Raw genomic sequence first — 12,525 nt, 5'->3', positions numbered from 1 at the left:
AAACAAATATGGTAGCGGCGGAGGGGATCGAACCCCCGACCTCACGGGTATGAACCGTACGCTCTAGCCAGCTGAGCTACACCGCCATATTGTTTTGTGCTTCTAAGCACAAGTTATATAATACAAAGGTTTGTCTCTTTCGTCAACAGAAACTTTAATGTTGTAATTTTCTGACTCTTAAAGAGGGTGAGGATAATAAAAAAGCATCCGTCGGGATGAACGGATGCTTCATTTATTTTATAGAAAGCAGCAAGTTATCCTCTTCTTGCTCCGCGCCCTCCACGTTTTGATTCCGTATTGCGTTTTAAAGATGACAAGCGATCTTCGCTGTCTTTTAAAAACTTATTCATTTTCTGTTCAAAAGATTCTTTCGGACGGAAATCATTTCTAGGTCTGGCTTGCGGACGGTCTTTAGCTTTTTTAATAGATAAACCAATTTTCCCGTCTTTTTCAACGTTGATGACTTTCACTTCAACTTGGTCGCCGACTTTTAAGTGGTCGTTAATGTCTTTGACATAATTATCAGCTACCTCACTAATGTGAACGAGACCGGTTGAGCCTCCAGGCAATTCAACAAATGCTCCAAAATTTGTAATACCTGTAATTTTCCCTTGCAACTTGCTGCCAACTTCAATCGACATAAAAAAAGTGCTCCTCCTTAGGCTTATAAAAAGATCGTTTGCTTAATTATACCTAAATAAAAATTTAAGTGTCAACAAGGCTACTTGCTCTTCTTCTCCACATTGAAGATAATTTCTCCGTCTCCAGACATGAATAAGTCCCTTCTGGCAAGCTCTGTGACGTAATCCTCATCCTTCAATTTGGATATTTCTTCTTTTAAATCTGTTTGTTTTGTCTTTAAACTTTTCAGTTCTTTTTCAAGCTGTTCTTTCTTTTCTTCTTTTGCACTAAGGGAAGATGTTTGGGACCATACAGAGCTTGCCAGCACAATTGCCGTCAGGAATACTAGGGCGCCGAATACAGTTAACCGTCTGTACAGCCCTTTGCGTCTTCGTTTCTTCAGCTGATTTTGCCGTTCTACTTGTTCTTTATAGTCGTTTTGTATTTCAGTTATCGTTCGTTCCCTGGAAAAATTCAAACCAGACGGTCCTCCTTTCATTTCTTCAAAAACCGTGTAATGGTCGTTCTTATGGTTATCAATAGTTTCTTCTTCTTTTTGAGAAATCCTGCACCTTTTTCAAAATAACGTCTAAAAGTTAGACGCATTTTCACAGGAAGAAGTTTCAAACATTGTTTCGCGATAAAACGGATCGGAAAACACAGAACCATGACTATTTTATATAGACACAGCAGGAGAAAACCTATCAGGCTGTATGTTTTCTTGAATAAAAATGCCGCCATCCAGATGATCGCTCCGCATGTCCACACAATAGGACGAAATAACACGTGCTGAATGAGTTTTTTGAAGAATTGATAAACAGAAACAACAAGGTAAATGATGAATTTCAGTATTTTTATATAGATTCGTTTGCAAAGGCTCTGATACGTCGCAACGCCCAGCAGAACCGCTAAAAAGATGTAAATCCTGAATTCTCCCTCATTTACATGAAGCAAGACATAAAAGAAAAGCAGCCCTTGCACAATCCAGAAAAGAATATCATGAATAAATAATAGCCATCTGGCTGTTTTGGCACGAATGACAAAGAGCCGGTATGTATCAAGCGAAGCACCAAGCCAGAGACCCATACCGGACATCGCCAGCATTGTATAGAATTGTGTCGTCAGCGTCATTTAAACAACTTGCTAAAAAACCCTTTAGCTTTATCCCCTTGTTGTTCGTCTAAGTACACTAAATCAAATACCCTGCCTTTAATCGAAACAATCCCTTTTTCCACATCAAGATTTTTCATCTGCAGGTTTTGGCCTCTGACGGAGAGCATTCCCATCACCGTTTCCAGCAGGAATTCTTCGTTATCAAAACTCTCCACATGCTTAACCCCAGAAATATCTAAATGCTTCCGGCCTTTCATTGTCACATCATGCTGTTCCGGAACAGACGAAGAACCTTTTTGATCATAATATGAATTCATCTATTCAGCCCCCATATCCTCGATACTTTTAGCATTATTACTGCATTGTATGAGGTGGGGGATTTTTTTAGAACAAGCCTATTCGCCGAGTTTTTCTTCTTTTAGAATCGTGTACATGTTTGCAGCTTCTTCTTTTTTCGTCGTGTCTTTCAATTCATTAACTTGAACCGTTACAAGCTTTTGGCCGAAGCGGACCGTTAGTTCATCTCCCGGTTTTACGTCAGAGCTTGCTTTCGCCTGGTTTCCGTTTATAGAGATTCGTCCTTGGTCTGCTACTTCCTTCGCTAGTGTACGTCGTTTGATCAGCCGTGATACTTTTAAAAATTTATCTAATCTCATATCTATGATTTCCTCTCAGTTTCTTTTACTTCGTTCCACAGTTTGTCCATGTCCTCAAGAGACATATCAGCCAGCTCAATTCCCTTTTCCTTCGCTGTTTCTTCAATGTATGAGAACCGTCTCCGGAATTTGTCATTAGTCATAGTCAGCGCTTCCTCCGGCTCTATTTTGTAGAAGCGGGCTACATTCACCAGCGCGAACAAAATGTCGCCAAACTCGGCTTTAAGATTGTGTTCATGAGGAGCTTCAGAAACCTCAGAAGAAAACTCCTTCATTTCCTCACTTACCTTTTCCCAAATATCGCTGACGTCTTCCCAGTCAAAACCGACCTTCGCTGCTTTTTTCTGCAATTTAGCAGCTTTCGAAAGAGCTGGAAGGGTTTTCGGCACACTGTCTAGTAACGATGATTCAGATGTATTTTTTTCGGCCTTTTTTATATCTTCCCAATTGGCCAAAACATCGTTTTCATCCTGAACCTTAACATCTTTAAACACATGGGGATGTCTTCGGACCATTTTTTCACTGATTCCTTTTATGACATCATCAATTGTGAAATAACCTTCATCTTCACCAATTTGCGCGTGAAGCAAGACCTGAAGCAAAACGTCGCCAAGCTCTTCGATCATATGGTCTGTGTCTTCTTCGTCAATAGCTTCGAGAAGCTCATAACATTCTTCAATCATGTACTGCTTTAATGACTGATGCGTCTGCTTTTTATCCCACGGACATCCATTAGGTCCGCGAAGCTCTCTGATGATGCTTCGAAACGTGGAGAATTCGTGATAAAGCAGCTTCTCTTCTTTAATCGGCGGAATATACACACTTGTTAAGTTGTTCAAGGCGACATTGCGGTCCAGCTCAAATAATGGCACTGTCCTGATCTCCTCGCCACGGCTGCCTGCTGCAGTCACAATGACGACCTCATAATCATCAGGCAGCTTCTCCATCAATGTCAGCTTGACTTCAGAAGCCGTCATTTGGTCGTAAACCTGACATATGATCAGATGATGTCTGAGCTCAAGCTCATCCGCGGACAATGTGCCGGCATCCACAAATTGAAAACCTTCAATCGGGTCAATTTGCAAAGAATTAAATGTGGCATCAAGAAAGCTTTGTCCTCCCGCTACTTTCACTTGAACGTTTTCCTTTTCCTGCCGCTCCGTCAGCAGCTGAACTGTTTTTTCTGCGACAAAAGGGTGTCCCGGCACAGCATAAACCACGTCCTCACGCCGCGCCGCTTCAAAGAGGATATCTGCAATTTCTTCATATACCGCCTCGAACTGATCATGTTTCTCATATATATCATCAAAGAAACGGATGTTCTTCGTTTCTTTTTCAAGCTCCTCAATTAAAGGATGATCCTTGGTTCTGACATACAGCGTATCTGCCTTCGTCAGCAGCTTGTGTATACCAATTGTCAATTGGTCCATGTCTCCGGCACCAAGTCCGACGACAGTAATTTTACCCGCCATTTTGTTCTCTCCTTCTCATGAATTTGCTTAACTTGCTGCCGAATGGCACACTGTTCAGCTCTTCATCTGTAAATATTCCCAATCTCATCATACAATAAATAAACACCGCGCCACCAATGACAACAGCAGAAAGACTCTCAATCACAGCCGCTCCTCTTCCTTTAGCAGGAAACAAAAAAGTCCAGAAACGCATATACGCAAGCAAGACAGCTGACATCAAAAGAGCAGATCCAATAATCGGAATCAAAACGCCTCTAAGCTTATCGAGCCATTCCTTTTGCCGAAGCTGATACAAGTTAAGGCCGGCGACAGCCGCAAAGGAAGCCGCTGTCGCAAGCGATGCGCCTTCAATCCCATAGCGCGGAACCAAAAGTGTGTTTAACACCCATTTCACTGCAACACCCGCTCCCACCGCTATCGCAGGAAAAACTGTGTACCCCGCTCCCTGTAAGACTGCCGCTGCCGTTACCGCCATAGATGCAAACAAAATGGAGCAGCTAAATACTTGTAACGCACCTGTCCCTTCTCCATTTTGAAACAGCATGATATTCACCGGCTTTAGAATGCAAATCAACCCAGCCGCTGCGCCCGTACCGAGCACAAGGCATAGTTTCAAAGATGACGTGATTTTTTCTTTCATGATCTTCAGCTCATTGTTTTTTACGGCCATAGAAATATACGGAACGAGTGACGTCGCAATGCTCACCGCGAAAATTGAACCGAGCTGCAGCAAGGGTTGTCCCCTATCATAGATCCCCTTTAGGCGTTTTGCTTCTTCGCTTGCCTCACCGCCCGAAAGCAATGCATATAAATTCAAAGCATCAACAAGCTGGATAAACAAAAGCAGCAAACTGCTTACACAGATTGTAACCGAATATAAAAGCAGTTTTTTCGTCAATTCTTTTGTTGTGATGACATTTTCGTTTTGCCTATCCGTTTGGTTGTCTCTTTTTGTTTTGAACCAAAAAAACCCCAGTATCACCAATGCAACCAAACTTCCGGCAAGAGAGCCTGAAGCGGCTGCCGCTCCCGCAGTATAAAGCGAGGCTTCCTTTTTCACGAGCCAAAATGATAAACCCAAGAGCACTGCAACACGCAGAAACTGCTCTGTCATCTGTGATAAGGCTGAAGGGAGCATTTCGTGCCGCCCCTGAAAACCGCCTCTAAGCAACGCAACAAATGGGAACAGCAGAAACGCGTACGCGGTCACTTGAATTAACACGGCTAGATGCGAATCTCCCATAAAGAGTGCAATAGGAACAGCACCCAAATATAAACAAAGAAATAATAAAATACCGATTAAAGACAAAAATAACGCTGATATTTTTAATATGGTGTGATGATTTTTTTCACTATAATCATTCATCAGCTTTGAAATAATGACTGGAAATCCTGATGTGGACAGCATGACGGCAATACCAAGAAAGGGATATACCTGCTGATATATATAAAATCCAACATCGCCGACAATGTTTTGAAACGGGACTCTGTAAACGGCACTTAAAATTTTTGTGATGACGCCTGCCAGAATTAAAACAAAAGCCCCCTGCCAAATCCAATGCCGTTTAACGCCTATTGAATTGTCCATCCAAAAGCTCCTTCCCAACGTCAGGGGCAATACGGTTCACGTATTACCGCGGCACAAATAAAAACGAGGTTATTATACCACATCCCAACCCTTGGATTCCTTTTTCGGCACGCATGAAAAAGAACAGCGTCCCAAGGAGAGCTGTTCTTTACATACCTATTTTCGAAGAAAGGAATAAGACCTACTGTTCCATTTGACGAGCCAAAAATCCAGCTGCTGTTTCAACGGCTTTATGCTCTACTTCGCCCATTGTCTGATCTTTTGAAAAGATCACCACAGCACCTATCGGATCACCGTTCGCCACAATTGGGCCGACAGTATAAGAATTCATGTCCTCATCAATTCCATTCACAAGCTGTACTGATTTCGCATCACTCTCAAGCACGGAGCTGCGCTGATCCATTGTTCTTTCCAGCATTTCGCTGATTGACTTGTTTAAGTAATCTTTTTTGGAGCTGCCGGACACGGCAATATATACATCACGATCACAAATCAGCACTGAATGGCCGAGGCTGTCGTAAAGCGCGTCTGCATACTCCTTTGCAAAGTCTCCAAGCTCACTGATCGGAGAGTACTTTTTCAAAATCACTTCTCCGTCACGATCTACAAAAATCTCAAGCGGATCGCCTTCCCTGATTCTCAGAGTTCTTCGAATTTCTTTAGGAATCACGACCCGACCTAAGTCATCAATACGACGTACGATACCGGTTGCTTTCATCTCTGGTGCCTCTCTTTCATTTGATGGTATATACATGTGGGAAAGACCTAAAGCAGTTACTTTATGTACCTTCCGCCTCGCTTGAAATTAGTATCCGTCACATCAAATGTAATATACACCAGAGAGTAACAAAATTTACGTTGATGAAATGGTTTGCTTTTTCACATCTTTTAAGCCCTTCAGCATGCCCAGCACGGTGTCGAGCCATTCATCAGCACTACGACCTTTCGTCTGTATGGAGATTTTGAGTTTTTTCCCTTCCATTCCCAGTCCGATTTGTCTGCCATATTGATTGCCAAGCTCAAACAGCTTCTGTCCGTCAATTTCAGCACTTGCTTCTTCAGAAATCGTCAATCTGACAGCATCTTTATCCTGCTTAATCAGCTCGACACGTTCCTGTCTCGCATAGACCTTCATTTCTGCAACAGTAAACAAGTATTCGACCTCTTTTGGATAGTTTCCAAAGCGGTCGATCATTTCATCTTGAAGCTCATTCTTCTCTTCGATTGTCGCCACAGACCTGAAGCGTTTATACATATCAATTTTCTGTTTGCCGTCTTGAATATAAGTTTCCGGAATATACGCATCAAGCTCGACATCAATTTCTGTTTCAAACTGCTCTGTCTTCGCTGTGTCTCCTTTACGCTCCTCAATGGCCTCCTTCAGCATTTGTGAATAGAGGTCAAATCCGACCGAATCGATGAAGCCATGCTGCTGGGCACCAAGAAGATTCCCGGCTCCGCGAATCGTTAAGTCACGCATTGCGATTTTAAAACCGGAACCTAGCTCTGTGAATTCTTTAATAGCCTGCAGCCTTTTTTCAGCCACTTCTGTCAGCACTTTATCCCGGCGATACGTGAAGTACGCATACGCCACACGGTTAGAACGGCCGACACGCCCCCGCAGCTGGTAAAGCTGAGAAAGTCCCATCTTGTCGGCGTCAAATACGATCAGCGTATTGACGTTCGGGATGTCCACGCCAGTTTCGATAATGGTTGTGCTGACGAGAACGTCTGATTCTCCTTCAAGAAAACTTAGCATAACGGTTTCTAATTCATTTTCTGTCATTTTCCCATGCGCATATGCTACCTTCGCGTCAGGGACTAGCATTGAAATTTCATCCGCTTTCCGCTCAATGTCCTCTACCCGGTTGTACAAGAAATAGACCTGGCCTCCGCGTGCAAGCTCACGTTCAATCGCCTCTCTGACAAGAGCGCCGTTATATTCCACAACATACGTCTGTACGGGGAAGCGATTTTCCGGCGGAGTCTCGATGACTGAAAGGTCCTTTACGCCAAGCATAGACATATGCAGCGTACGCGGAATCGGCGTTGCTGTTAACGTTAATACATCAACATTGGCTTTTATTTGCTTGATCTTTTCTTTATGGGTTACACCGAAACGCTGTTCTTCATCAATGATGAGGAGCCCTAAGTCTTTATACACGACATCCTTTGATAGCAGCCGGTGCGTCCCGATGACGATATCAACCGTTCCGTTTTTCAGCCCTTTGATTGTTTCGTTTGCTTCTTTTCTCGTTCTGAACCTGCTGAGAAGGCCGATATTAATCGGATAGTCCTGGAAGCGCTCTTTTATGGTTTCATAGTGCTGCTGTGCCAAAATTGTTGTCGGAACGAGCAGAGCTACCTGCTTTCCGTCACCGATCGCCTTAAACGCGGCACGTATGGCAACCTCTGTTTTACCGTAGCCCACATCTCCGCACAGCAAGCGGTCCATCGGACGTTCTCTTTCCATGTCTTTTTTGATTTCGTGAATAGAACGGAGCTGATCCTCAGTCTCTTGATAAGGGAAAGCCGATTCGAATTCACGCTGCATCTCATGGTCAGGAGAAAACGCATAGCCCTTGCTCGCTTCTCTTTCGGCATACAGCTTAATTAAGTCATCAGCAATATCCTGAACGGATGTCTCTACTTTTTTCTTGACCCGCTTCCATTCACTACCGCCTAATTTATACAGCTTTGGCTCTTTTCCTTCGGAGCCGACATATTTTTGCACCTGATCAATTTGTTCTACAGGGACGTAAAGCTTGTCACTGCCCTGATAATGTATATTTAAATAGTCTTTATGAATGCCGTTGATTTCAAGAGTTTCGATCCCCAGGTATTTTCCGATCCCGTGATTAATATGAACGACATAATCTCCAATTTGAAGCTCAGAATAGCTTTTGATGCGCTCTGCATTGGTAAGCTTCTGTTTTCGCGGCTTCTTCTTTACACGGTTTTTGAACAGTTCTTCTTCCGTGATAACGGCAAGCTTCATTAACGGCAGCTCAAATCCCGATTGGAGCTCGCCTTCCATGATATAGACCTGTCCCTGAACAAGCGCTTTTTTGCTGTCTGTCACGGCGGCCTCGATATCATAATCAGCCAAAACAGATGACAATTTCTGTGTACGTTCCTTGTTTGCTCCTAAGAACACAACAGTGAAATTTGATTTTTTAAAACGCTCCATTTCGCCCGCAAGCACGTTCATTTGGCCATGGAAACTCTGCATTTGCCGGCCTGACACATTGACGATATTTTGCGGGCTCGTATGGTGTACATGCCGCAAAAATAAAGAGTAGTACAGCAGAGGCCGTTTTTGCTCAGCCACTATTTTTTGGAAGCTGAATGACAAACGAATGTCATGCAAAATCTTCCCTTCCTCAAGAAGATTTGTGATAAACTCCGCTTCTTCTTTTTGAAGCTGTTCTTCCATCTCATGAATCCGACTGACTTCATCCAAAATCAGAAGTGTATTATCAGGTGTATAATCTAGTAAACTAGCAGGCTTTTCATAGAAATATGAGAGATACTTCACGAGCTCCTGATCTGTCTGGCCTTCAGACAAGCGTTCTTTATCGTGAGAAATATTCGCATGAAGTATTTCTTTTTGTTTGTCAGCCTTTAATTTTTTCAGGCTCGCGGCAAGACCACTATCGATTTTCTCCATCGCCCGCGCTTTTTCTTCCGGTCTGATAATTAATTCCTTCGCGGGACCGATATTGATCGAGGTAAGGGTCTCAATTGACCGCTGATCATCTGAATTAAAGCTGCGGATTGAATCCACCTCGGTGTCAAAAAGTTCAATTCTCACCGGATTCTCTGAAGTCAGCGGATAAATGTCAATGATTCCCCCGCGAATACTGAATTCCCCAGGCGCAGAAACCATATCAGACCGCTCATACCCTACCTCTACCAGCCGTGAGGCAAGCTGGTCAGGTTCGATATCATGGCCTACCTGAATGAGCATCTGGCTGCTTTTCCACACCTCTACAGGCGGCAGCATTCTTCTGATTGCAGCTACCGGAGCAACGACAATTGGCGCTTCTCCATTCGTTAGTCTATTAATGACATCTAATCGCTGTGCCCGCAATTCAGGGCTTGCAACTGCGATTTCTGATGAAATGAGTTCATTGACGGGGTACAAAAGGACAGACCGATCCTCTAGAAGTGAAGTCAGATCATCTGTTACTTTCTGGGCTTGATATAAGTTATGGGTGATTAAAAAGATAGGCTTATTCGTTTCATTAGCCAGAGCAGAAGTAAAAACAGAACGCGCGGAACCCGACAGACCGGCGAGCAGCTGTTCCTTCAGGCCCTCGTGTAAACCGTTGATGATGGATTTAAAGTCATCGCTTTCTTTTATAAAGGTTTGAATGTTGTCCATATGGCCCCTCCTCTCTGTTTCCTGTGAGAACAGAAAAACGCTTTGGTCTAGTGTCTACACCAAAGCTTTTTATTGAATAAATGTGTGATTTTCGTGGTAATGCGGATTTCGGTCAAGCGCCTCTTGGCAGTCTTCACATATCGTCAAAACATGGACATCTCCATTTTCTTTATAAGAAATCATATCGTTTCTTTCCTCATTTGTTAAGTGCTGAAATCCAAGTGAGTCTGTCGATACCATTGAAGATTCGAGACTGCCTACTTTCACTCCGCAATGACGACAATAATAATGCAAAGCCATACAAGGGACCTCCTGATGAAAAAGTCATTTTGGTGTAGTATGGACTTTGTTGTTACATTTTATACCTTTGCGTTAAATTCGTTCATGACTTCTAAAAACGGTTTACTCAAAGAAGCCTCACAAGCCTTCACAGATTTATCAACCGCTCCTTCGATCTCAGGTGCCTCCTCCTTGGTAAAGGAGCCTAACACATAATCAACGACCTTCATGCCGTTTACAGGCCGGCCGATTCCGATGCGGATACGGTCAAACTCGGATGTACCAAGATGCTGGATCAGTGATTTGATGCCATTGTGCCCTCCGGCGCTTCCTTTCGTTCTTAAACGGATCTTGCCAGTAGGAAGGTCAAGGTCGTCGTAAATGACTGTCAAATCTTCGTTATCGACATCATAGTAGTCCATTAAAGGCCGCAAACATTCTCCTGATAAATTCATATATGTAAGCGGTTTTACAAGTAGAACCTTTTTGCCGGAAACAAATCCGGTTCCGTATAATCCGTTAAATTTATTTTGATTCAGCTCTATATTCCATTCCTTTGCAAGCTGATCTATCACCATAAATCCGACATTATGCCGTGTATTTTCATAGTTCTTCCCCGGGTTTCCGAGACCGGCAATCACAAGCATGGCGAATCCTCCCTTAGTCACATAACTCCCGTCTTCATAAACGGGCTATAATTCTTCTCATTCTAGCACAAAAGACGTAACCGCGGGAGGGTTACGCCTTAAGCTATTATTGTTCGTTTTCACCTTCTGGCTGAGCATCGGCAGATTCCTCTTCATCGACCTCAGCTGCTTCCTGCTGCTGCGGAGGAAGGATTGAAGCCACAACCTCATCTGATTCATGATTAAAGGAGTAGTCACCGCCAGCAGGCAAATCCGCAATCGTCAGTACTTCATTTACATCGAGGCTTGAAATATCAGCCTCAATCGTTTGCGGAATGGCTTTTGGCTTGGCCTTTACAGTAAGTGCATATAACGGCTGCTGCAGTACGCCCCCGTTTTTCACTCCAATGGCTTCTCCGGTCAGATGAATCGGAACTTCCACTTCAATGTCCTCACTCATATTAACTACTTGAAAATCAGCATGAGTGACTTCATTTTTCAGCGGGTCCGTCTGCAGGTCTGTTACCATGACTGAGTGTTTTTCTCCGCTGACCTCAAGCGTAATGACTGCATTTTTGCCTTCGTCCCTCAGCGTTTTGATGAGCTCCACACTGTCTAATGACACAGGTTTGTTGCCCGTATCCTTCCCATATATGATACCTGGAACATGTCCTGAAGTACGGATATTCCGAAGAGACGAACGAGTAAAGTCCGTTCTTTCTTTTGCCGTTAAAGTTGCCATATTCAGCACCATCCTATTGTCGTTTTAGTTGTCCTATTACAAACAATACCCATAACGATAAGGATTTAAACCTCGAAAAATGGTTTAGCTGAACAGATAGCTGACTGATTGCTGCTCATGAACGCGAATAATCGCCTCGGCCAGTAGCGGTCCGACTGAAAGCTGCTTAAAGCGTTCAATTTTCTTTTCTTCAGGAAGCTTGATGCTGTTTGTCACAACAAGCTCTTTAATTGTTGAATTATTAATCCGTTCAACCGCAGGGCCTGATAGTACAGGGTGTGTACAGCATGCATATACTTCTTTCGCTCCGTTTTCAACGAGCGCATTAGCAGCAAGTGTAATCGTACCTGCAGTATCAATAATGTCATCGATGAGGATAGCAGTCTTCCCTTCGATGTTACCTACAATATTCATGACTTCCGCCACGTTTGGACGCGGACGGCGTTTATCGATAATCGCAATCGGCGCTTTTAGTCGGTCAGCCAGTTTGCGGGCACGTGTCACACCGCCATGGTCTGGTGAAACAATGACGATATCTTCAAGATTTTTGCCTTCAAAATATTCTCCTAAAATCGGAACACCCATTAAGTGGTCAATCGGTATATCAAAGAATCCTTGAATTTGCGGCGCATGCAGGTCAAGTGCAATCACACGAGTCGCACCGGCTGTTTCAAGCAGGTTAGCGAAAAGTTTAGCTGTGATTGGCTCACGGGATCTTGCTTTTCTGTCTTGACGCGCATAACCGTAATAAGGAATAACAATGTTAATCGTTTTTGCAGAAGCGCGTTTTAACGCATCTACCATAATCAGCAGTTCCATAATATGCTCGTTAACGGGGTCACTTGTAGACTGGATGATGTAACAATCACATCCGCGAATACTTTCTTCGATATTAATTTGGACTTCCCCGTCACTAAATCTTGTGACAGAACATTTCCCTAATTGAACTCCAACTATATCTGCGATTTCTTTTGCAAGCTCTGGATTCGAATTCAAAGAAAAAATCTTTAAATTCTTATCTCCGTATTGATTAGACATGGA

At 43.4% G+C, this 12,525-nt stretch carries 13 protein-coding genes and 1 tRNA gene; all 14 read right to left on the bottom strand.

Going from position 1 to position 12,525, the window contains the following annotated elements; all coding sequences use genetic code 11:
* Positions 1-9: 9 nt before the first annotated feature.
* The 14 genes from AC0OMA_RS00425 to AC0OMA_RS00360 all read right to left on the bottom strand — a co-directional run bounded on the left by AC0OMA_RS00425 (position 10) and on the right by AC0OMA_RS00360 (position 12,522).
* A tRNA-Met gene (locus AC0OMA_RS00425) sits at positions 10-86 on the bottom strand.
* Positions 87-254: 168 nt separating this feature from the next.
* Complete coding sequence (locus AC0OMA_RS00420) at positions 255-641, bottom strand: S1 domain-containing RNA-binding protein (protein ID WP_003218379.1); 387 nt, start codon at positions 639-641, stop codon at positions 255-257.
* An 80-nt stretch (positions 642-721) separates the two neighbouring features.
* Positions 722-1,099 (bottom strand): cell division protein DivIC, encoded by a 378-nt coding sequence (divIC, locus tag AC0OMA_RS00415; protein WP_003243211.1) that lies wholly within the window; start codon positions 1,097-1,099, stop codon positions 722-724.
* 17 nt (positions 1,100-1,116) lie between these two features.
* Positions 1,117-1,752, bottom strand: coding sequence for a spore cortex biosynthesis protein YabQ (yabQ, locus tag AC0OMA_RS00410; protein WP_100506888.1), 636 nt, complete (start codon positions 1,750-1,752; stop codon positions 1,117-1,119).
* The gene (gene yabP, locus AC0OMA_RS00405) at positions 1,749-2,051 is read right to left on the bottom strand and encodes a sporulation protein YabP (protein WP_003226714.1); all 303 of its coding nucleotides are present in this window, start codon (positions 2,049-2,051) and stop codon (positions 1,749-1,751) included. The genes yabQ and yabP overlap by 4 nt, the downstream gene beginning before the upstream one ends.
* Before the next feature lie 78 nt (positions 2,052-2,129).
* Complete coding sequence (locus AC0OMA_RS00400) at positions 2,130-2,390, bottom strand: RNA-binding S4 domain-containing protein (protein ID WP_003226716.1); 261 nt, start codon at positions 2,388-2,390, stop codon at positions 2,130-2,132.
* A 2-nt stretch (positions 2,391-2,392) separates the two neighbouring features.
* Complete coding sequence (gene yabN / locus AC0OMA_RS00395; RefSeq protein WP_474221811.1) at positions 2,393-3,862, bottom strand: bifunctional methyltransferase/pyrophosphohydrolase YabN; 1,470 nt, start codon at positions 3,860-3,862, stop codon at positions 2,393-2,395.
* Positions 3,852-5,450, bottom strand: coding sequence for a putative polysaccharide biosynthesis protein (locus AC0OMA_RS00390; RefSeq protein WP_474221810.1), 1,599 nt, complete (start codon positions 5,448-5,450; stop codon positions 3,852-3,854). The genes yabN and AC0OMA_RS00390 overlap by 11 nt, the downstream gene beginning before the upstream one ends.
* A gap of 181 nt (positions 5,451-5,631) precedes the next feature.
* Positions 5,632-6,168, bottom strand: coding sequence for a stage V sporulation protein T (spoVT, locus tag AC0OMA_RS00385; RefSeq protein ID WP_003218365.1), 537 nt, complete (start codon positions 6,166-6,168; stop codon positions 5,632-5,634).
* Positions 6,169-6,303: 135 nt separating this feature from the next.
* Positions 6,304-9,837 carry a transcription-repair coupling factor gene (mfd, locus tag AC0OMA_RS00380; RefSeq protein ID WP_474221809.1) on the bottom strand — a complete coding sequence of 1,178 codons (3,534 nt, stop codon included), beginning with the start codon at positions 9,835-9,837 and terminating at the stop codon, positions 6,304-6,306.
* A 69-nt stretch (positions 9,838-9,906) separates the two neighbouring features.
* The gene (gene fin, locus AC0OMA_RS00375) at positions 9,907-10,137 is read right to left on the bottom strand and encodes an anti-sigma-F factor Fin (protein WP_015482693.1); all 231 of its coding nucleotides are present in this window, start codon (positions 10,135-10,137) and stop codon (positions 9,907-9,909) included.
* Between the two features lie 59 nt (positions 10,138-10,196).
* The gene (gene pth, locus AC0OMA_RS00370; protein ID WP_015382565.1) at positions 10,197-10,763 is read right to left on the bottom strand and encodes an aminoacyl-tRNA hydrolase; all 567 of its coding nucleotides are present in this window, start codon (positions 10,761-10,763) and stop codon (positions 10,197-10,199) included.
* A gap of 106 nt (positions 10,764-10,869) precedes the next feature.
* Positions 10,870-11,484 (bottom strand): 50S ribosomal protein L25/general stress protein Ctc, encoded by a 615-nt coding sequence (locus tag AC0OMA_RS00365; protein WP_181218067.1) that lies wholly within the window; start codon positions 11,482-11,484, stop codon positions 10,870-10,872.
* Between the two features lie 84 nt (positions 11,485-11,568).
* Positions 11,569-12,522 (bottom strand): ribose-phosphate diphosphokinase, encoded by a 954-nt coding sequence (locus tag AC0OMA_RS00360; protein ID WP_003218353.1) that lies wholly within the window; start codon positions 12,520-12,522, stop codon positions 11,569-11,571.
* Positions 12,523-12,525 lie beyond the last annotated feature (3 nt).

It is taken from the genome of Bacillus sp. AMCV2, from assembly GCF_056033925.1.
Note: the sequence above shows the minus strand (reverse complement) of the source record. Positions and strands in the feature narration are given on the sequence as shown.

Bases quoted from the DNA above. Each gene is read 5' to 3' on its own strand.
- yabQ (WP_100506888.1), bottom strand. From the start codon at position 1,752: ATGACGCTGACGACACAATTCTATACAATGCTGGCGATGTCCGGTATG.
- spoVT (WP_003218365.1), bottom strand. From the start codon at position 6,168: ATGAAAGCAACCGGTATCGTACGTCGTATTGATGACTTAGGTCGGGTC.
- AC0OMA_RS00420 (WP_003218379.1), bottom strand. From the start codon at position 641: ATGTCGATTGAAGTTGGCAGCAAGTTGCAAGGGAAAATTACAGGTATT.
- AC0OMA_RS00400 (WP_003226716.1), bottom strand. From the start codon at position 2,390: ATGAGATTAGATAAATTTTTAAAAGTATCACGGCTGATCAAACGACGT.
- mfd (WP_474221809.1), bottom strand. From the start codon at position 9,837: ATGGACAACATTCAAACCTTTATAAAAGAAAGCGATGACTTTAAATCC.
- yabN (WP_474221811.1), bottom strand. From the start codon at position 3,862: ATGGCGGGTAAAATTACTGTCGTCGGACTTGGTGCCGGAGACATGGAC.
- pth (WP_015382565.1), bottom strand. From the start codon at position 10,763: ATGCTTGTGATTGCCGGTCTCGGAAACCCGGGGAAGAACTATGAAAAT.
- yabP (WP_003226714.1), bottom strand. From the start codon at position 2,051: ATGAATTCATATTATGATCAAAAAGGTTCTTCGTCTGTTCCGGAACAG.
- AC0OMA_RS00365 (WP_181218067.1), bottom strand. From the start codon at position 11,484: ATGGCAACTTTAACGGCAAAAGAAAGAACGGACTTTACTCGTTCGTCT.
- AC0OMA_RS00390 (WP_474221810.1), bottom strand. From the start codon at position 5,450: ATGGACAATTCAATAGGCGTTAAACGGCATTGGATTTGGCAGGGGGCT.
- AC0OMA_RS00360 (WP_003218353.1), bottom strand. From the start codon at position 12,522: ATGTCTAATCAATACGGAGATAAGAATTTAAAGATTTTTTCTTTGAAT.
- fin (WP_015482693.1), bottom strand. From the start codon at position 10,137: ATGGCTTTGCATTATTATTGTCGTCATTGCGGAGTGAAAGTAGGCAGT.